This is a genomic window from Streptosporangium sp. G12, from assembly GCF_052983175.1.
Genome location: NZ_JBRIQO010000005.1, coordinates 299699 through 318420, shown reverse-complemented (window position 1 = coordinate 318420; position 18722 = coordinate 299699). Strand labels below are relative to the sequence as shown.

17 protein-coding genes are annotated in these 18722 nt (G+C 71.1%); 7 read left to right on the top strand and 10 right to left on the bottom strand.

Translation table 11 applies throughout. The features are described from left to right. Nucleotides 1-59: 59 nt before the first annotated feature. The gene (gene leuS, locus ACVCAG_RS10495) at nt 60-2528 is read left to right on the top strand and encodes a leucine--tRNA ligase (RefSeq protein ID WP_440085236.1); all 2469 of its coding nucleotides are present in this window, start codon (nt 60-62) and stop codon (nt 2526-2528) included. Nucleotides 2529-2730: 202 nt separating this feature from the next. Here leuS and lexA read toward each other — a convergent pair whose 3' ends face one another. Continuing rightward, a complete protein-coding gene (lexA, locus tag ACVCAG_RS10490) occupies nt 2731-3441 on the bottom strand; it encodes a transcriptional repressor LexA (RefSeq protein WP_350975199.1) in 711 nt (236 codons plus the stop codon). An 820-nt stretch (nt 3442-4261) separates the two neighbouring features. Between lexA and ACVCAG_RS10485 the strand changes: the two genes are divergently transcribed. From ACVCAG_RS10485 to ACVCAG_RS10470, 4 genes are all read left to right on the top strand, one after another. Then, on the top strand, nt 4262-4528 hold the full coding sequence (locus ACVCAG_RS10485; RefSeq protein WP_440085180.1) for a LysM peptidoglycan-binding domain-containing protein: 267 nt from the start codon (nt 4262-4264) through the stop codon (nt 4526-4528). A gap of 437 nt (nt 4529-4965) precedes the next feature. Beyond that, the gene (gene nrdR / locus ACVCAG_RS10480) at nt 4966-5427 is read left to right on the top strand and encodes a transcriptional regulator NrdR (RefSeq protein WP_362682135.1); all 462 of its coding nucleotides are present in this window, start codon (nt 4966-4968) and stop codon (nt 5425-5427) included. Between the two features lie 84 nt (nt 5428-5511). Next, nucleotides 5512-8349, top strand: a complete 2838-nt coding sequence (locus tag ACVCAG_RS10475; RefSeq protein ID WP_440085179.1) for a vitamin B12-dependent ribonucleotide reductase — start codon at nt 5512-5514, stop codon at nt 8347-8349. A gap of 25 nt (nt 8350-8374) precedes the next feature. Beyond that, nucleotides 8375-8971, top strand: a complete 597-nt coding sequence (locus ACVCAG_RS10470; RefSeq protein ID WP_440085235.1) for an RNA-guided endonuclease TnpB family protein — start codon at nt 8375-8377, stop codon at nt 8969-8971. Between the two features lie 43 nt (nt 8972-9014). Here the strand turns inward: ACVCAG_RS10470 and ACVCAG_RS10465 are convergent, their stop codons facing one another. The 8 genes from ACVCAG_RS10465 to ACVCAG_RS10430 all read right to left on the bottom strand — a co-directional run bounded on the left by ACVCAG_RS10465 (nt 9015) and on the right by ACVCAG_RS10430 (nt 16451). Continuing rightward, nucleotides 9015-9944, bottom strand: a complete 930-nt coding sequence (locus tag ACVCAG_RS10465) for an amidohydrolase family protein (protein ID WP_440085178.1) — start codon at nt 9942-9944, stop codon at nt 9015-9017. Nucleotides 9945-10008: 64 nt separating this feature from the next. Then, entirely contained in the window at nt 10009-11280 is a 1272-nt protein-coding gene (locus ACVCAG_RS10460) for a vWA domain-containing protein (RefSeq protein ID WP_447189780.1), read from the bottom strand. Further along, on the bottom strand, nt 11273-12139 hold the full coding sequence (locus ACVCAG_RS10455) for an AAA family ATPase (protein WP_440085176.1): 867 nt from the start codon (nt 12137-12139) through the stop codon (nt 11273-11275). Before ACVCAG_RS10455 ends, ACVCAG_RS10460 begins: the two co-directional genes overlap by 8 nt. A gap of 164 nt (nt 12140-12303) precedes the next feature. Next, a complete protein-coding gene (locus ACVCAG_RS10450) occupies nt 12304-12606 on the bottom strand; it encodes an EthD family reductase (RefSeq protein WP_447189779.1) in 303 nt (100 codons plus the stop codon). A gap of 31 nt (nt 12607-12637) precedes the next feature. Beyond that, nucleotides 12638-13675, bottom strand: coding sequence for a xanthine dehydrogenase family protein molybdopterin-binding subunit (locus ACVCAG_RS10445; protein ID WP_447189778.1), 1038 nt, complete (start codon nt 13673-13675; stop codon nt 12638-12640). A gap of 3 nt (nt 13676-13678) precedes the next feature. Beyond that, nucleotides 13679-15064 carry a molybdopterin cofactor-binding domain-containing protein gene (locus ACVCAG_RS10440; protein WP_440085173.1) on the bottom strand — a complete coding sequence of 462 codons (1386 nt, stop codon included), beginning with the start codon at nt 15062-15064 and terminating at the stop codon, nt 13679-13681. Next, nucleotides 15061-15591, bottom strand: coding sequence for a 2Fe-2S iron-sulfur cluster-binding protein (locus ACVCAG_RS10435; RefSeq protein WP_440085172.1), 531 nt, complete (start codon nt 15589-15591; stop codon nt 15061-15063). The genes ACVCAG_RS10440 and ACVCAG_RS10435 overlap by 4 nt, the downstream gene beginning before the upstream one ends. Before the next feature lie 56 nt (nt 15592-15647). Continuing rightward, nucleotides 15648-16451 carry an FAD binding domain-containing protein gene (locus tag ACVCAG_RS10430; protein WP_440085171.1) on the bottom strand — a complete coding sequence of 268 codons (804 nt, stop codon included), beginning with the start codon at nt 16449-16451 and terminating at the stop codon, nt 15648-15650. A 139-nt stretch (nt 16452-16590) separates the two neighbouring features. On the opposite strand from ACVCAG_RS10430, the gene ACVCAG_RS10425 reads away from it, so the two are divergent. Both ACVCAG_RS10425 and ACVCAG_RS10420 read left to right on the top strand, forming a co-directional pair. Next, the gene (locus tag ACVCAG_RS10425; RefSeq protein WP_440085170.1) at nt 16591-17280 is read left to right on the top strand and encodes an FCD domain-containing protein; all 690 of its coding nucleotides are present in this window, start codon (nt 16591-16593) and stop codon (nt 17278-17280) included. 248 nt (nt 17281-17528) lie between these two features. Beyond that, entirely contained in the window at nt 17529-17789 is a 261-nt protein-coding gene (locus tag ACVCAG_RS10420; protein ID WP_440085169.1) for a hypothetical protein, read from the top strand. Between the two features lie 112 nt (nt 17790-17901). On the opposite strand, the gene ACVCAG_RS10415 is transcribed toward ACVCAG_RS10420, so the two are convergent. Continuing rightward, nucleotides 17902-18717, bottom strand: a complete 816-nt coding sequence (locus tag ACVCAG_RS10415) for an SDR family oxidoreductase (protein ID WP_440085168.1) — start codon at nt 18715-18717, stop codon at nt 17902-17904. Nucleotides 18718-18722: the final 5 nt, after the last annotated feature.

Sequence of the window (18722 nt, the reverse complement as noted above, 5' to 3'; positions counted from 1 at the left end):
GGGTCAGACCATCCACGCAGACACACCCCGAGGAAACCGACGTGAGCGAGCGAGCCGACATGCAGAGCGACGAGCAGCACTATGACCCGCAGGCCCTGCAGGTCAAGTGGCAGCGCAGGTGGGAGGAACTGGACCCCTTCCGGGCCTCCGACGACCCCGCCGACCCGCGTGAGCGGCGCTACATGCTCGACATGTTCTCCTACCCCTCGGGCGACCTGCACATGGGACACGCCGAGGTGTTCGCCCTGGGCGACGTCATCTCCCGCTACTGGGTCCAGCGCGGCTACAACGTGCTGCACCCCGTCGGCTGGGACTCCTTCGGCCTGCCCGCCGAGAACGCCGCGATCAAGCACGACGCGCACCCGGCGGAGTGGACCTACGCCAACATCGAGACCCAGGCCAACTCCTACCGGCGCTACGCGATCTCCTTCGACTGGTCCCGCCGCCTGCACACCAGCGACACCTCGTACTACAAGTGGACCCAGTGGCTGTTCAACCGCTTCTTCGAGCGCGGCCTGGCCTACCGCAAGGGCGGCCTGGTCAACTGGTGCCCGAACGACCAGACCGTGCTGGCCAACGAGCAGGTCAAGGACGGCAGGTGCGAGCGCTGCGGCGCCGAGGTCGTCCGCCGCGAGCTGACCCAGTGGTATTTCAAGATCACTGATTACGCCGACCGGCTGCTGGACGACATGGCCCTGCTGGAGGGCGGCTGGTCCGAGCGGGTGCTGACCATGCAGCGCAACTGGATCGGCCGGTCCGAGGGCGCCGACGTCAACTTCGTGATCGAGGGCCGCGACGAGCCGGTCACCGTCTACACCACCCGTCCCGACACCCTGTACGGCGCCACCTTCTTCGTGGTCGCCCCGGACGCGCCGCTGGCCGAGGAGATCGTCACCGACGACCGGCGCGAGGCGTTCGAGGCCTACCGGGTCGAGGTCTCCAAGCTGTCCGACATCGACCGGCTGTCCACCGAGAAGGAGAAGACCGGCGTCTTCCTGGGCCGGTACGCCATCAACCCGGTCAACGGCGAGCGCATGCCGGTCTGGGCGGCCGACTACGTGCTGTCCGACTACGGCCACGGCGCCATCATGGCCGTGCCCGCGCACGACCAGCGCGACCTGGACTTCGCCCGCGCCTTCGACCTGCCGGTACGGGTGGTCGTGCACACCGGCCTGGCCGATCCGGGCGAGACCGGCGTCGCCACCTCCGGTGACGGCGCGATGGTCAACTCCGGCCCGCTGGACGGCCTGGCCAAGGCCGAGGCGATCCGGAAGATCATTGAGGTGCTGAGCGAGCGGGGCACCGGACGGTTCACGGTCAACTTCCGGCTGCGCGACTGGCTGCTGTCCCGCCAGCGCTTCTGGGGCTGCCCGATCCCGATCATCCACTGCGCCGACTGCGGCGAGGTCCCCGTCCCCGACGACCAGCTGCCCGTCACCCTGCCCGACATGCGCGGCGAGGCCCTGGCACCCAAGGGCGTCTCCCCGCTGGCCTCGGCCGAGGACTGGGTGAACGTCTCCTGTCCCAAGTGCGGCGGCCCGGCCAAGCGCGACACCGACACGATGGACACCTTCGTCGACTCCTCGTGGTACTTCCTGCGCTACGTCGACCCGGCGTACGAGGACGGCCCGTTCGACGTCGAGCGCGTCCGCAGGTGGGGTCCGATCGACCAGTACATCGGCGGCGTCGAGCACGCCGTGCTGCACCTGCTGTACGCCAGGTTCTTCACCAAGGTCCTGCACGACATGGGGATGATCGACTTCGTCGAGCCCTTCACCCGCCTGCTGAACCAGGGGCAGGTCATCAACCAGGGCAAGGCGATGTCCAAGTCGCTGGGCAACGGCGTCGACCTGGGCCAGCAGATCGACGCCTACGGTGTCGACGCGGTCAGGCTGACCGTCGTCTTCGCTGGGCCGCCCGAGGAGGACATCGACTGGGCCGACGTCTCCCCGGCGGCGTCGCAGAAGTTCCTGGCCCGCGCGTTCCGGGTGATGGCCGAGGCCGGCGCGGCCTCGGCGCCCGGGGTGGACGTCACCGCCGGAGACCTGAACCTGCGCAAGGTCGTCCACCACACCATCGACGAGGTCACCAAGCTGGTCGACTCCCACCGCTTCAACGTCGCGGTGGCCCGCATGATGGAGCTGACGAGCGCGGCCCGCAAGGCCATCGACTCCGGGCCCGGCGCCGCCGACCCGGCGGTCAGGGAGGCCGCCGAGACCCTGGCGGTCATGCTGTCCCTGGTCGCGCCGTACGCGGCGGAGGAGGGCTGGGAGCGGCTGGGGCACTCCGCCTCGGTCGCCACCGCGGGCTGGCCGGTCGCCGATCCGGCACTGCTGGTCCAGGAGTCGGTCACCTGCGTCGTCCAGGTCGCGGGCAAGGTGCGCGACCGGCTGGAGGTCTCCCCGGAGATCTCCGAGGCGGACCTGGAGGCGCTGGCCCTGGCGTCGGAGAAGGTTCGGTCCTTCCTGTCCGGGGAGCCGCGAAAGGTGATCGTCCGCGCGCCCAAGCTGGTCAACATCGTCCCCTAGGCGGCCGGGGAAGCCCTGAGAACGCCGGATGGGCGGTATCCCGTGTCGGGACACCGCCCATCCGGCGTGTCGCGCGTCCTCCGGCGTGTCGCGTGGAGGCCGGAGGCGCGTGGTATGGAACTCGCCTCGGGACGACGTGTTTCGAAACTCGCTCAGCAGGCGCGGAGAAGAACGGTCCGGAGCTCGCCCCGGAACGCTCGCGTCAGAGCTTGCGGAGGACCGCGACGACCTTGCCGAGCACGGTGGCCTCGTCACCCGGGATCGGGTCGTAGTTGGGGTTGTGCGGGACCAGCCAGACATGGCCGTCTCTGCGCTTGAAGGTCTTGACCGTGGCCTCACCGTCGATCATCGCCGCGACCACGTCGCCGTTGTCGGCGACCGGCTGCTGGCGTACGACCACCCAGTCGCCGTTGGCGATGGCGGCCTCGATCATCGAGTCACCGGTCACCTGGAGGAGGAAGAGGGTGCCCTCGCCGACAAGCTGCTTGGGCAGGGCGAAGACGTCCTCGATGCTCTCCTCGGCGAGGATGGGACCACCGGCGGCGATCCGGCCCACCAGGGGGACGTAGGCGGCGGTCGGGCGGCTGACCGGGGCCTCGTCCTCGCCGGAGTCGGGATCCACCCACAGCACGGGCTCGCCGGGAAGGCGGACCTCCAGGGCGCGGGGGCGGTGCGGATCACGCCGCAGGTAGCCCTTGCGTTGCAAAGCCGTCAGCTGGTGCGACACGCTGGAGGTGCTGGTGAGCTGCACCGCCTCACCGATCTCCCGCATGGACGGCGGGTAACCGCGCTGCTGCACGGAATCGCGGATCACCTCAAGGATCTTCCGCTGCCTGGGGGTGAGGCCAAGGGAGTCACGCCTTCGCACCGCCAGGTCGCTGGCGGCCGAACCGTTCTCGTTGTGCTGGCTCATACGAACTCCTCGCCTCCCGGTCTGTATTTAACACGTCGCACACAGCGACCATACCTCGGCCGAAGATCATATTCAAACAATTGTTCGAATGTCCTCGAAATCGGCGACGCCGTGGTGTACAACATCGTACGGGAGTTCGATCGACATCGTGTTCGATTCGCCGATCTTTCTTCGACATGTGTTCGGCCAGGTCGAGGGGATGGGGGTCACCATGAAACCGACCACGACGACACCGCGATCCAGGACCGTGCCGGCATCCCGGGCGGCGCGGCGCTCACCGGAGGCGCCGCGCCTGCGGCTCGTGCCGCCCCCGCGACCGGAGCCGGAGCCGGAGGTCGCGCGAAGGTCCGAGGCGGGGCCCGGGCCGGGGTCCGGGCGGGGGTCGGCGCCGGTGTCGGGACCGCTGCCGGGGCCGCGCCCCGGCCGTGGGCCGGGGCGGAGGTCCGGGCAGGGCCTCGAGCGGGTGTCCGAGCGGGCGTCTGGGCGCGAATCCGGACAGGCGGCCGCCCGTGAGCCGGGGCGGAGGTCCGGGCAGGGGTCCCGGCCGGGGGCCGAGCGGCTGTCCGGGCGTGAATCCGGGCAGGGGTCCGGCCGGGAGTCCGGGCGGTCGTCCGGGCGCGAGCGGAGACGGCGACCCGGTCGCGAGCCGGGCCGGAGGCCTGGCCGTGAGCCGGAGCGGGGGCTCGGGAGCGGATCCGGGCCGAGGAGGGCGCCGGGATCGGCGGTGGCGCCCGTGGTGCGGGCCCGCCGTTCCGGCGTCGCCCGTCCGTCGTCCGTCCGGCGGCCACTCCGGCTCACCAGGCGTGGAAGGATTGTGGCGGTGACGGTGCTCGCGCTCCTCACCCTGGGGGTGCTCTGGATCGGCGGGCGCATCGACATGGCCTCGGCGGGCGGGCGACCGGACCTTGAGGGCCTTCCCCGGATCACGGTGCACGCGGGCGACACGCTGTGGGAGATCGCGGACGCGTTGACGGAGGAGGCCGACGCCGGCCCGATGGTCCGTCGTGTCATGGACCTGAACGGGCTGTCCGGCTCGACGGTCCGGCCGGGGACCCGGCTCTATCTCCCCGAGGGCCTCGTCCGCTGAGGCCCGGGAGGGCCTGTCCCCGAGGTGGACCCCCGAGGTGGGGGAGGGGCGGCGGCGTACGTGGGGGAGGGGTCCGAGAGGGCGGTCGGCGGGCGGGGAGGGGGAGTGCGGGGTGTCTCGCCTGACAGATCGCCCGGGGCGTTTGTGAGGGAAGAGGTGCCCGGGACGAGAGGGGTCTCGCCCGGGTGGCGACACGCCGGGATGTGACGGCTGATCAGCGACTTCGTCCGGCAAGGTCGTTTCAACTTGCGTTCATGGTCGCGCACTTCTACGGTTGGACCACAACATCTAGTGGCTGCATCGCAACCCTTCACCACAGATTGTGTTTCCATTACCGCACCTCGACTATTCGAAGGTGTGTGCGCGAGCGTCTGGGCGTGCGCGTGGTGGGTAGGTGAAGTGGGTCGGCCGCTTCGGTAGTCAAGGAGGCGACACGCGTGCATTGTCCGTTCTGTCGCCATCTCGACACGCGAGTCATCGACAGCCGGGCCACCGAGGACGGTGGGGCCATCCGCCGCAGGCGCACGTGCTCCGAATGCGGGCGCAGGTTCACCACGCAGGAGACCGTCCTGCTCATGGTGAGCAAGCGCAGCGGTGTGACGGAGCCGTTCTTCAGGGACAAGGTGATCGCCGGGGTCCGGCGGGCCTGCCAGGGGCGGTCCGTCAGCGAGGACTCCCTGGCGCAGCTGGGCCAGCGGGTCGAGGAGAGCATCCGGGCCACCGGGTGCGCCGAGATCGCGGCCCACGAGGTCGGGCTGGCCATCCTGGGCCCGCTCCGCGAGCTGGACGAGGTGGCGTACCTGCGGTTCGCCTCCGTCTACCGGGGGTTCGAGACCCTGGCCGACTTCGAGGCGGAGATCGAGCGGCTCCGGGCGGAGCGCTCCACCGAGCAGGACTGATGCAGACCCCGGGCGCCGGGGGTGAGGCGGCGCGTTGATGTGGTCCGATTCGAGGGTTCTGCGGAGCCCCAGGAGGGGGAAGTCATGACGGAGACTGTCGGCGCGGTGACACGTGGGGGCAAGAGGCCGCGCAAGGGCCTGAAGATGAAGCGCATCTTCACCACGCCAGGCGTGCATCCCTATGACGAGCTGACCTGGGAGCGCCGCGACGTCGTCATGACCAACTGGCGCGACGGCTCGATCAACTTCGAGCAGCGCGGCGTCGAGTTCCCCCAGTCGTGGTCGGTCAACGCCGCCAACATCGTGACCACCAAGTACTTCCGCGGCGCGGTCGGCACCCCGCAGCGGGAGTGGAGCCTCAAGCAGCTGGTCGACCGGGTGGTGGGCGTCTACACGCGTACGGCGGTCGAGCACGGCTACTTCGCCACCGACGAGGACGCCGAGATCTTCGACCACGAGCTCAAGCACGCTCTGGTCAACCAGGTCTTCAGCTTCAACTCGCCCGTCTGGTTCAACGTCGGCACCGCGTCGCCGCAGCAGGTCAGCGCCTGCTTCATCCTGGCCGTCGACGACCAGATGGAGTCGATCCTCGACTGGTACAAGGAAGAGGGCGTGATCTTCAAGGGAGGTTCGGGCTCCGGCGTCAACCTCTCCCGGATCCGTTCCTCCAAGGAGCTGCTCTCCAGCGGCGGCACCGCCAGCGGCCCGGTCTCCTTCATGCGCGGCGCGGACGCCTCCGCGGGCACCATCAAGTCCGGGGGCGCCACCCGCCGCGCCGCCAAGATGGTCGTCCTCGACGTCGACCACCCCGACATCGAGGAGTTCGTCGAGACCAAGGCGCGCGAGGAGGACAAGATCCGCGCCCTCCGCGACGCCGGGTTCGACATGGACCTGGGCGGCAAGGACATCGTCTCCGTCCAGTACCAGAACGCCAACAACTCCGTGCGCGTCTCCGACGAGTTCATGCGCGCGGTGGAGAACGGCGAGGAGTTCGGCCTGCGCGCCCGCCTCACCGGCGAGGTCATCGAGAAGATCGACGCCAGAGAGCTGTTCCGCAAGATGGGCAAGGCCGCCTGGGAGTGCGCCGACCCCGGCCTCCAGTACGACGACACGATCAACGACTGGCACACCAGCCCGGAGACGGGCCGCATCACCGCCAGCAACCCCTGCTCGGAATACCTGCACCTGGACAACTCCTCGTGCAACCTGGCGAGCATCAACCTGCTGAAGTTCCTGAAGGACGACGACACCTTCGACATCGCGAACTTCGTGAAGATCACCGAGCTGGTCATCACCGCGATGGACGTCTCCATCACCTTCGCCGACTTCCCGACCGAGAAGATCGACGAGACCACCCGCGCCTACCGCCAGCTGGGCATCGGCTACGCCAACCTCGGCGCGCTGCTCATGGCCACCGGCCACGCCTACGACTCCGACGGCGGCCGGGCGGTCGCCGGGGCCATCACCTCGCTGATGACCGGCGTCTCCTACCGCCGCAGCGCCGAGCTGGCCGCGGTCGTGGGTCCGTACGACGGCTACGCCCGCAACGCCGACGCGCACAAGCGGGTCATGCGCAAGCACAACGACGCGAACGACGCCCTGCGCACGTTCGACGAGATCGACGGGGCCATCCACCGCGAGGCCTCCAAGCAGTGGAACGAGTGCCTGCGGCTCGGCGACAGGAACGGCTACCGCAACGCCCAGGCCTCGCTCCTCGCCCCGACCGGCACCATCGGCCTGATGATGGACTGCGACACCACCGGCATCGAGCCCGACCTCGCCCTGGTCAAGTTCAAGAAGCTCGTCGGCGGCGGCTCCATGCAGATCGTCAACCAGACGATCCCCCGCGCGCTGCGGCGGCTGGGCTACCAGGAGGAGCAGGTCGAGGCGATCGTCGAGTTCATCGCCGAGCACGGCCACGTCGTCGACGCCCCCGGCCTGCGGCGCGAGCACTACGAGGTGTTCGACTGCGCCATGGGCGAGCGCGCGATCGCCCCGATGGGCCACGTCCGCATGATGGCCGCGGCCCAGCCGTTCCTGTCCGGAGCCATCTCCAAGACGGTCAACCTTCCCGAGTCCGCGACGATCGAGGACATCGAGCAGGTCTACATGGAGGGCTGGAAGCTCGGCCTGAAGGCCCTGGCCGTCTACCGCGACAACTGCAAGGTCGGCCAGCCCCTCTCGGCCTCGGGCAAGAAGACCGAGGAGAAGGAGACGCCCGCCGAGCCGGCGATCCAGGTCGTGGAGATCAGCCGCCCGACCCGCCGCCGGATGCCGAACCAGCGCCCCAGCACCACCACCCGCTTCACCGTGGGAGGCGCCAAGGGCTACATGACCGCCTCGTCCTACCCCGACGACGGCCTCGGTGAGGTCTTCCTGAAGATGTCCAAGCAGGGTTCGACCCTCGCGGGCGTCATGGACGCGTTCTCGGTGGCCATCTCCATCGGCCTGCAGTACGGGGTGCCGCTGGAGACGTACGTCGGCAAGTTCGTCAACATGCGTTTCGACCCGGCCGGCATGACCGACGACCCGGACGTCCGCATCGCCGCCTCGGTGATGGACTACATCTTCCGCCGCCTGGCCCTGGACCACCTGCCCTACGACGACCGCGCGGCCCTCGGGATCTTCTCCGCCTCCGAGCGCGCCGCCCAGCAGCGCGGTGAGGACCCGGCCCCGATCCACACCGACGAGGTCATCGCCGAACTCGCCACCTCGGCCCCCATCGAGCCGGCCCCCGCCGAGGAGCCGCGGTCCCGCCCCGAGGCGGTACCCGTGGAGACCCCGCGTCGCACCGGCTCCCTGGAGTCCCACCAGGGCCGCACCGCCGACGCGCCGCTCTGCATGACCTGCGGCACCAAGATGCGCCCGGCCGGCAGCTGCTACGTCTGCGAGGGCTGCGGCTCCACCAGCGGCTGCAGCTGATAATGGGCAAAGTTGTGGCAGATGCATCACTTGGTGTCTCTCGCTGCGGCATGTAATCCCTGATCGGAAGGGGCGTCAGCCTTGTGCTGGCGCCCCTAACTCTTGGGATCGGCTTCGTTCTGAGTCGTGTGGAGAAAACGCGCAACCGGCGAAGCGGGCGCGCCTGCAGGCCAAGGGCACCAGGTCCGCCAAGCGGCTCCTGAAGGCCCGCCGCCGCAAGGAGTCCCGCTTCGCCCGGAACGTCAACCATGTGATCAGCAAGCATCTGGTCGGCAAGGCCAAAGACACCCGGATGGGGATCGCCCTCGAAGACCTCGAGGGGATCCGCGAACGGGTAACGGTTCGTAAGGCTCAGCGTGCCGACCACCACTCGTGGGCGTTCCGCCGGTTCCGCACGTTCGTGACCTACAAGGCCGCCATCGCCGGCGTGCCCGTGCGTCTGGTCGACCCCCGCGATACCTCCCGCACCTGCCATCGGTGCGGGCACTGCGACAAACGTAATCGTCCCAACCGGGACGACTTCACGTGTCTCGGCCGCGGGTTCGCCGGCCCCGCCGACCACAACGCTGCGATCAACATCGGTCGCAGGGCAGTGAGTCACGCTGCCGACGACGCGGCCTGACCCGTGCACCCCATGCACGGTGAGGAGCTGCGAACTCGGCTCTTCAGGGCTGAGAAGCTGACAGGCGGTAGACCCGGCGGGCGGTGGCGGCGAAGACGTTCTGGACGACCTGGGCTGATCGGCCGGCGAGGACCTCCTGCCAGGTGGAGACCAGGGCGGGCAGGTCGGTCCAGATCTTCTCGATCGGGAAGTTGCTCCCCCACATGCAGCGGTGCGAGCCGAAGGCCTCCAGGCAGGTGTCCGCGACCGTCCCGATCAGTGAGCGGTCCACGCGGTGCACGAACGTGCCCTGGCCGGTGAGCTTCACCACGACGTTGGGCCGCTCGGCGAGCAGTCTCAGGCCGCGTTTCCACTCCGCCACCCGGGACACCTCGAAGTCGTCGAGCATCCCCGCGTGGACCAGGACGAACGTGATGTCGGGGAAGTCGTCGACGAAGCTCGCGGCGTCGGCCATCTGCCCGGCGAACACCTGGAGTTCGAACAGCCAGCCGAGGTCGGCGAGCGAGGCGATGTTGCGGCGGAAGACGGGATCCTTCATGCGGTCGGGGGCGGAGGCGAAACGGAACTCCGGCCGCTCGTGCCAGTGCAGCTGCAGCCGGGTGCCCCTCATGAGCGGGGTGAGCGCGGCCTGGCGGCGCATCACGTCGGCCGCGCCCTCGTCGAAGAGGTCGGCGGACCCGATCACGGCCGTGGGCCAGCCGGTCTCGGCGTGCGTCTCGCGCAGCCAGCGCACCTCGTCCAGGGAGCGGTCGAGCGGCCAGTTGGCCTGCACGTAGACCGCGGAGGTGATGCCGCAGGCGGTGGCCTCCTCGACGTACTCCGACACCGGGTAGTCGCGGCGGATCGATTCGTAGGGGCCGAAGATGCGCGGGATCATCTCGCCCTGGAGCCAGGGCAGGTCGGCGGCGCGCCAGATGTGGTGGTGCGCGTCGACGATCCCGGCGGGAGCCGGACTGGCGGTGGTGTCGTTCATCGGGTACCTCCGGCGTGGGGACCCCCGGCTTCGGCCCCGCGCAGGGGCCTGTCCGTGGGGGCTGTCATGAGCGGGCTCCCGCAGGGCGTGGAGTGGAGCGCGGAGTGGCCCACCGCCTGGCCGCCGCGCGCCGGGGGCCGGACAGGACCGCGGGGAGGCGGCGGACCTCCGCGAGGGCGGTGGGCAGGTCTCGTACGCCGCCGAGGTGGTCGAGGTGGGGGAGGAGGGCGGCCACGGCGCGCGTGACCGGGCTGTAGGCGGGAGAGCACGCCAGCGGTGACCACCAGACGAGCCGGTGACCCAGCCGGGACAGGCGGGCGGTCGCGCGGACCATGGGGACGTGGTCGCCGCGTTCGAGCCCGTCGGACAGCACGATCACGAGCGCGCCCCTCGCGAGCGCCACGAACCGCGGAACGCCCAGGAACTCCCGCAGCGCCGCCCCGATCGCGGTGCCGCCGTCGGCGTCCGTCACCCGCTCGGACACCGCTCGCAGCGCCCGGCCCGTGTGGGGGTACGACAGCGCGGAGGTGATCCTGGTGAGCCGGGTGCCGAAGGTGAAGACCTCGGTGCGGGCCGGTGCCGCGCGCAGTGCCGTGTGCGCCAGGCGGAGCAGGTCGGGGGTGTGCCGCCGCAGCGAGCCCGAGACGTCGACCAGGATGAGCACGCGGCGCGGGCGCGGGGGGCGGGCACGCCGGCGCAGCTCGATGATCTCCCCGTCGTGGCGGTGCGCCCGCCGCCAGGCGTGCCGCACGTCCAGCCGGTCGCCGGTCCGCGCCGGGCGCCGCCGCCTCGACGGGGTCGAGGGCAGCACGGCGGGCCAGGCGGCCTCCAGGGCCCGGGTGACCGAACGCCACCGGTCGCCGGCCGCGTCGAAGTCCCGCCTGCCGTACGTGCTGAGCGTGCTGGCCTCGACCCCGTCGCCGGGCAGCACCTCCCGCGGGGCGGGGTCGTCCTCGCCGGGTCCCTGGGGGGAGGGGACGTCGCTCTCCCCGGCGGGCGGCGGTGGCAGGGCGTCCGCGAGGCCGCCCTGCCGGAACCACGCGGCGAAGACCCGGTCGAACGCGGCGAGCTCCTCGATGTCGTGCAGCAGGGTGATCCGGGCGTACCAGTACAGGGCGGTCAGGTCGCGCGGCGGTGACTCGCCGACGACCCGCAGCAGGTCGGCCTGTTTCGGCAGTGCGGTGGTCACGCCCGCGGCGCGCAGCGCGGACAGGAACCCCCACACGTGACCGGCCGCGAGGACGGCGGGTTCGCCGTCGCCGGACGGTCCTTCCGTGAGGGTGGCGGGTTCGCCGTCGCCGGACGGCTCCCGCGCGAAGGTGGAGGGCTCAGGCATCGCCGAACAGCTCCTCCGCGTGCCCGAGGAGCAGCCGGGTGTCCTCCTCGTCCTTGATGAGCAGGCCGAGGGCGCGGCGCAGCGCCACGGGCCAGGGGCTTCCGCCCTCGGCCAGGGTCACCGCGCCCCTGGCCCACTCCACCGACTCGGCGATGCCGGGCCGCTTGAGCAGCGGCAGCCCGCGTACCCGCTGGACGGCGCGTACCAGCCCCTCCGCGGCCCGCTCCTCAAGGCCGGGTACGGCCGCGCGCAGGATCGCCCGCTCGCGGTCGACCTCGGGGAAGGCGATCCAGTGGTAGAGGCACCGCCGCTTGAGCGCGTCGTGCAGCTCGCGGGTCCGGTTGGAGGTCAGCACAACGACCGGCGGCGTGCGCGCCCTGATGGTGCCCAGTTCCGGGACGGTGATCTGGAAGTCGCCCAGGAACTCCAGCAGGAACGCCTCGAACTCGCTGTCGGCGCGGTCGATCTCGTCGATCAGCAGGACCGCGCCGCGGTCGGCCTCCAGGGCGCGCAGCAGCGGCCGCCGCAGCAGGAACTCCTCGCGGTAGAGGTCGCCGACCTCCTGGCCGCGGCTCTCGGCCACCCGGACCTGCAGGAGCTGCTTGGGGTAGTCCCACTCGTACAGCGCCTGTCCGGAGTCCAGCCCCTCGAAGCACTGGAGCCGGATGAGCTCGCGGCCCACGACGCGCGAGAGCACCGTGGCGATTTCGGTCTTCCCGACGCCCGGTTCCCCCTCGAGCAGCAGCGGCCGGCCCAGCCGCAGCGCCAGGTGGACGGCCGTGCACAGGCCCTCGTCGGCGAAGTACCCCTCCCGTTCGAGCGCCGCGGCGAGCGCGCGCTCGTCCAGGAGGCGGCCCACCGAAGCACTCCCACCGGCCCCCGGGACACCTCCGTCGGCCGCCGAGGAGGTCGCGCGGGCCGCAGAGGAGGCCCGGACGGGCGTCGAGGGCTCGCCGGGTGCCGAGAAGGACCCACCGGGCGCCGGGGGGAGCCCGCCGGCCACCGGGGAACCCCCGACAGGCGTCACAGTTGCGCGTACTCGGTCGTGAGCAGGTGGACCCGCTGGGTGGTGTGCGCGGCGGCGTCGGCCGCGGCGGCCTTGCCGTGCTCGGAGCCGAACGCGGCGGCGCGGGCGTCCTCGTCGTCGAAGTAGAGCTCGTTCACCGAGTCGAACGGCGCGTCCTCGCCGTTGCTGACGCTCACCGTGTACTTGCGCAGCCCGGGAAGCCTCCTGGCGAACTCGACGTGGTCCTCCACGACCCACTTCGCGAACTCCTCGTGGGACATGTTCTCCGCGCGCTTGAGCAGCGAGACGACTTTCAGCATGGGTATCGGTTCCTCCGGATCGGATGGGTGTTCAGGCGTTTCCGCGCGAGGACACCTCGCGCGGGGCGTCCCGCGCGAGGGCGTCCAGCCCGCGCAGGACGCGTTCGGGGGTGAAGGGCATCGCCGTGACGCGCACGCCGCAGGCGTCGAAGATGGCGTTGGCGATGGCCGGGATCGGCGCGTTGGCGGTCATCTCGCCGATGCCCTTGGCACCGTAGGGGCCGTTGCCCGCCGGACGTTCCAGGAACAGGCTGTGCTGTACGGGAATGTCGGCCGGCCCCGGCATGAGGTAGTCGGCGAAGTCGCGGGGTCCGTGGTCGCGCCGCGGGTAGTAGGGTTCGGTGGTCTCGAACAGGGCGTGTGACATGCCCATCCAGGCCCCGCCCTCGACCTGCTGGGTCGCCATCGCCGGGTTGAGCGCCCGGCCGATCTCGTAGGCGTTGTACAGCTCCAGCACCTCGACCACCCCGGTCTCGTCGTCCACCTCGACGACGGCGACCGTGCACGCGTGCGCCTGGCAGGAGTCGGGGTCCATCTCTCCCGTCTCGGGCACCGGCACGCTCGGTTCCTTGAGGAAGATGCCGCGCCCGGAGATCGTGCGGCCGTGCTTGAAGTGCGCGGCCAGGGCGAGGTCGGTGATGTGGATGCTCGGCTGGTCCGAGCCTTTGAGCTTGATGACGCCGGTGCCGTCGGTCTCCAGGTCCCCGGCGTCGACCTCCAGCTCCTCGGCGGCGACCTCCAGCATCACGGCGCGCGCCTCGGCCGCCGCCATGATGACGGCGTTGCCGACGCGGTGGGTGCCCCGGCTGGCGAAGGTCCCCATGCAGTGCGGACCGGTGTCGGTGTCGGCGGTGTTGACCAGGACGTTCTCGATCGGCAGGCCGAGCGTCTCGGCGGCGCACTGCGCGGCGATCGTCTTGATGCCCTGGCCGAGGTCCACCGAGGACAGCGTGATCACGAAGGTGCCCGTGGTCGTGGCGTGGATCAGCGCCTGTGAGGGATCGCCGCCGAGGTTCATGCCGGTCGGGTAGTTCACCGACGCGTATCCGCGCCCGCGCAGCCTGGCCATGGCCTACAGCCCCTCTCGTGTCGTCGACGACATCCGGCGGTACGCCTCGGGCAGCTCGTGCCCGGACATCTCCGCGGCCTTCTGGATCACTTCGACCAGGGCGGTGCCCTCGGCGACCTTGCGGTGGGCCTTGAGGTCCCCGTCGCGGTAGGCGTTGAGGAGGCGCAGCTGGAGCGGGTCCATGGACAGGGCCCTGGCGATCCGGTCCATCTGCGACTCCAGCGCGAAGTCGCCGATCGTCACGCCGAACCCGCGCATCGCGCTGGACGGCGTGCGGTTGGTGAACACGCAGTGGCAGTCGGCCCACACGTTCGGGATCGAGTACGGTCCCGGCAGGTGGGCGGCGGCCTTGGTGGTGCCGTACGGGGTGTGCCGGGCGTAGGCGCCGGAGTCGACGTACAGCGTGACCTTGCGGCCGATGATCCGGCCGTCGTCCATCACGGCGTCCCTGATGTAGATGCGCTCGGCCGCGCGCGGCGAGGAGACCTGCATCTCCTCGTACCTGCTGTAGACGAACTTGACCGGGCGGTCGGTCACCATGGCGGCCACGCACGCGACCGGCTCGACGACGACGTCGACCTTGCCGCCGAAGCCCCCGCCGACCGTCCCGCCGACGACGCGCAGCTTGTTGAACGGGGTCTGGAGGATCAGCGCGGTGTTGTCGAGGGTGAAGAAGCACGCCTGGGTGTCGGAGTGGATGCGCAACCGGCCGTCGGCCTGCGGTACCACCACGCAGCCGGTGGTCTCGGTGGGGGCCTGCTCGATCGGCGCGGACTCGTAGCGCCACTCGAAGACGTGGTCGGCCTGCCCGAACGCCTTCTCCACGTCGCCGAACCGGATCCGCCGGCAGTGGTGCCCCTCGTAGGTGAAGAAGTTGCGGCCGTGGTACTCGTTGACCAGCGGAGCCCCCTCCGCCAGGGCCTCCTCGACGTCGAAGACCGCCGGCAGGTCCTCGTAGTCGACCCTGATCCTGGCCGCGCCCTCCAGGGCCGCCGCCTCGGACTCGGCGACCACCGCGCAGATCGGCTCGCCGAGGTAGCGGACCTTGTCCACGGCCAGGATCGGCTCGTCGTCCGGCCCGACGCCGATCAGCTTGAGCGGGGTGTAGATGTTGTTCGGGATGTCGGCGTGGGTGAGGATCCGCACCACGCCGGGCACCTCGAGGGCGCCGGCCAGGTCGACGCTCCTGATCCTGGCGTGGTGGCGGGCCGAGCGGTGCATCTTCAGGTGCAGCATTCCCCGCGGGGCGACGTCCTCGAAGAACTCGGTCCTGCCGGTGACGTGTCCCCGCGCGTCGGAGCGCTGGACGACCGAGCCGATGACGGTGAAGTCGTCCTCGCGCTCGGAGGCGAAGGAGCCCTTGTCGATGGGGGCGAGCCGGTAGGTCATCGCGACACCGTTCCTTCCACGGGCTCCTCCACGGGCCGTCCCGGCTCCGTGCCCTCCCCGCGCCTGCGCCTGGCCGCGTCCAGGATGGCGATCATGATGGGCTGGTAGCCGGTGCACCGGCAGACGTTGCCCGAGATCGCCTCGGCCACGTCCTCCTTGGTCGGGTCGGGGTTGCGGTCCAGCAGGGCCTCGGCGACCATGATCATGCCCGCCGTGCAGAACCCGCACTGGGTGGCGAAGTTGTCGACGAAGGCGCTCTGCACCTCGTCGAGGTCCCCGCCGGCGGCCACTCCCTCGAGCGTGCGGACCGAGCAGCCCGAGACCGTTTCCACGGCGACCAGGCACGCCGTCACGGGCCGGTCGTCGACCAGTACGGTGCAGGTGCCGCAGCTGCCCTGCGCGCAGCCGCGCTTGGCCGCGGTGAGCCCCAGCGAGTCGCGCAGGGTCGCCAGGAGAGTGGTCCCCGGTCTGGCGATGAACTCCCGGGGTTCGCCGTTGACGACGAGCGAGACGATCTGTGACGACATTGTCCGGCCCTTTCTGGGGGGTGGGCGCGTATGAGCACGTGGGGGCGCGGGGACCGCTAGCCGGTGAAGGCCCGGCGCAGGTGCACGGGCAGGACGCGCGCCCGGTACCACGCGCTGGCGTAGGCGTCGTCGAAGGGCGCGGTGTCGGAGCGGGCGGCCTCCCCGGCCTCGGTCAGGACCTCGGGGCTCAACGGGCGGCCCGCCAGCAGCCGCTCGGCCGACACCGCGCGCACCGGGCGCGGGGCGACGCCGCCGAGGGCGATCCTGGTCGAGGTCACCACGCCGTCCTCGGTGCGCGTCACGGAGGCGACGGTCACGATGGACGCCGAGTTCAGCTTGCGGCGCATGGCCTTGTGGTAGTACCAGGTCCCCGGTTCCGGCAGGGCTATCACCACCGCCGTGACGAACTCGCCCGCGGCGACCCCCGAGGCGAGCACGTCGGCCACCGGGGCGTCGCGCCGCCCGCCGGGGCCCGCGATCTCGCACAGCGCGTCGAGGGCGAGCAGGCATACCGCCAGGTCGCCGTACGGCTGCGCGACGAACAGGTTGCCGCCCACGGTCGCCAGGTTGCGGATCGTGGGGGAGGCGATGGTGCGCACCGCCGGGCGCAGGAAGCCGAGCCCGGGATGCTCCTCGACGGAGGAGAGCGGAGCCGCCGCGCCGATCCTGGCGACGCCGTCGCGGACCTCGATCCCCGCCAGCCCGGCCCTTCGCAGGCTGATCAGCTCGCTCCCGGTCGCGGCCCCGCCGCTGACCAGCGGCATCACGACGGTGCCGCCACCCATGATCTGGCCGCCCCTCGCCGAGTGGACCGCCACGGCCTCGGCGGACTCCGGCACGTGGACCGCCTGGATCATCATGTCCGGACCCCCTGCGTTACAAGCGGGTTAAATATCGATAATTGATTATCGGAACCGTAGGCTGAGGCTCGTCCCTGAGTCAAGGGGAGGTCAAGAGGAGATCGATGAACGAGAATCGACGCTCGGTAGGATGCGCTCCATGACCGAGGAGATGACGGGGGAGCCCTCCATGCTGCCGCGGCTGACGCTGTCGCGGCAGATCCGCGACTCGCTGGTCAGCCGGATCGTCTCCGGCCAGTTCAGGCCCGGTGAGCGACTGGTGGAGACGCGTCTCGCGGCGACGTACGGCACGAGCCAGGCGCCCGTCCGCGAGGCGCTGCGCGAGCTGGAGGTCATGCGGCTGGTGGAGACCCAGCCGCGCAGGGGCACCTTCGTGCGCCCCTTCGTCCACGAGACGCTCAGGGAGAGCTACGTCGTGCGGGCCGCGCTGGAGGAGACGGCCATCCGGCTCGCCCTCCTCGCCGGGACCGTCCCGCTGGAGGCGCTCGGGTCGGACGTGGCGGCGATGCGGGCCGCGGCCGTCGAGGGCGACGGCGAGGCGTCCATGCGGGCGAGCGTGTCCTTCCACCGGCGCATCGTCGAGGCCGCTCGCAACGAGCTGCTCAGGCTCTCCTGGGAGGGGCTGCAGATCGAGGCGCGCACCTCGGTCACGATGCTCGCGACCGGCGTGGACCTCCACGACATCGCCCGCGACCACGCCGAGCTGCTGGCGGTGATCGAGCGCGGCGACCTGGAGACGGCCTGCAAGCACGCCCGCGACCACCAGTGGCACTACGCCGACCTCCCGCACGATGCCCACGGCAGGATCCGCGACACCGCCGCCGGCTGAATCCCGCCTGAATCCCGGCTGAATCACCGCGTATCCGGAGGATTCGCGGTTGGAAGCCGGTGACCGGGGTAGCCGGGCCGGGCTGTCGTCATCACCGGCCGGAACGGCGGGTCACCCGATCCTCATGAGGGGCCGGCGCCCGCCGCGGCACGGACGGCGAGATCGTGCGCGGCGCGGGAGCCCGCACGACCTCACCGCCCCGGCCGGGATGCGGGAAACGCGGATACGGTTCGAGGAAAGGTGAGATCGTGACGAGCAACTCTGGACAGACCGGTTCCGAGGCGGCGACGGCCGCGGCCAAGACGCTGGCCGACCCCAACGCGACCGACGAGGAGAAGTCCGCCGCGGCCAGCGCGCTGTCGCAGGCCCCGGAGAGCCACGGGGAGACCGGTGCCGAGGCGGCGTCGGCCTCGTCCAGGACGCTGTCGGACCCGGATCAGGGCGACGAGGAGAAGTCCGCCGCGGCCAGCGCGCTGTCGCAGACACCGGAGAACAACGGCGAGAAGTGACGATCGGAACTGCCCGGAGGCCGCCTCCGGGCAGTTCGCCGTTCGGGCCGTCGCGAGAGCCGTCGTGAGGCCGCCTCCGGGCGGCCCGCCGTACAGTCCGGCGTCCGGGGCGTCACATCGCCCAGCGCCGGAACCCGCCCTCGGAATTGATCACCTGGCCGGTGATCCAGGCACCGTCGTCGGAGGCGAGCCAGCGAACCAGCCGGGCGACGTCCTCCGGTCTCCCCCACCGGCCCGCGGGCAGCGCGCGGCCCACCCTGCGGGTGATGTCGGGATCGGCCCAGCCGGTGTCGACCGGTCCGGGGTTGACCGCGTTCACGGTGATGCCCCGGTCGGCGAGGGCGTCGGCGAGGCTGAGCGTCATCTGGTGGATCGCGCCCTTGCTGATGGCGTACGGCAGCTCCTGGCTCATCGGGGCGAGATGCTGTCCCGAGGTGAACAGGATCACCCGCCCGCCGGGCCGCCGGTCGTCGTGCCGGGCGGCGAAGGCCTGCGCCAGCAGCACGCTCCCGCGGGCGTTCACCGCCCAGGAGAGGTCGAGCTCGGCCGCGGTGACCTCCTCGAGCGTGCCCAGGGCGCTGCGGGCGTGGTTGGCCACCACCACGTCGACGTGCCCGAAGGACCGCACCGCCTGCTCGATCACCGACATCGGCGTCTCCGGATCGGCGAAGTCGGCCTCCACGTGCCGCAGGCGCTCGCCCACCCCGCCGAGTTCCCCGAGGACCCCCGCCATCCCGGCGGGGTCGACGCCCCACGGCTGATCGGCGTCGTGCGGCGTCCACGAGTGCACCAGCACGCTCGCCCCCTCGGCGAGCAGCTCGCGGGCGATCGCGAAACCGATCCCGGCCCGCCTGCTCACCCCGGTCACCACAGCGACGCGCCCCGCCAGCGATTTCCGGCCGTGGCCGTCGTTCGTCTCGATCGTCATGGTCC

Bases quoted from the DNA above. Each gene is read 5' to 3' on its own strand.
- ACVCAG_RS10445 (WP_447189778.1), bottom strand. From the start codon at position 13,675: ATGGCCAGGCTGCGCGGGCGCGGATACGCGTCGGTGAACTACCCGACC.
- ACVCAG_RS10440 (WP_440085173.1), bottom strand. From the start codon at position 15,064: ATGACCTACCGGCTCGCCCCCATCGACAAGGGCTCCTTCGCCTCCGAG.
- ACVCAG_RS10450 (WP_447189779.1), bottom strand. From the start codon at position 12,606: ATGCTGAAAGTCGTCTCGCTGCTCAAGCGCGCGGAGAACATGTCCCAC.
- ACVCAG_RS10460 (WP_447189780.1), bottom strand. From the start codon at position 11,280: ATGCCTGAGCCCTCCACCTTCGCGCGGGAGCCGTCCGGCGACGGCGAA.
- ACVCAG_RS10475 (WP_440085179.1), top strand. From the start codon at position 5,512: ATGACGGAGACTGTCGGCGCGGTGACACGTGGGGGCAAGAGGCCGCGC.
- ACVCAG_RS10465 (WP_440085178.1), bottom strand. From the start codon at position 9,944: ATGAACGACACCACCGCCAGTCCGGCTCCCGCCGGGATCGTCGACGCG.
- leuS (WP_440085236.1), top strand. From the start codon at position 60: ATGCAGAGCGACGAGCAGCACTATGACCCGCAGGCCCTGCAGGTCAAG.
- ACVCAG_RS10425 (WP_440085170.1), top strand. From the start codon at position 16,591: ATGACCGAGGAGATGACGGGGGAGCCCTCCATGCTGCCGCGGCTGACG.
- ACVCAG_RS10415 (WP_440085168.1), bottom strand. From the start codon at position 18,717: ATGACGATCGAGACGAACGACGGCCACGGCCGGAAATCGCTGGCGGGG.
- ACVCAG_RS10435 (WP_440085172.1), bottom strand. From the start codon at position 15,591: ATGTCGTCACAGATCGTCTCGCTCGTCGTCAACGGCGAACCCCGGGAG.
- lexA (WP_350975199.1), bottom strand. From the start codon at position 3,441: ATGAGCCAGCACAACGAGAACGGTTCGGCCGCCAGCGACCTGGCGGTG.
- ACVCAG_RS10430 (WP_440085171.1), bottom strand. From the start codon at position 16,451: ATGATGATCCAGGCGGTCCACGTGCCGGAGTCCGCCGAGGCCGTGGCG.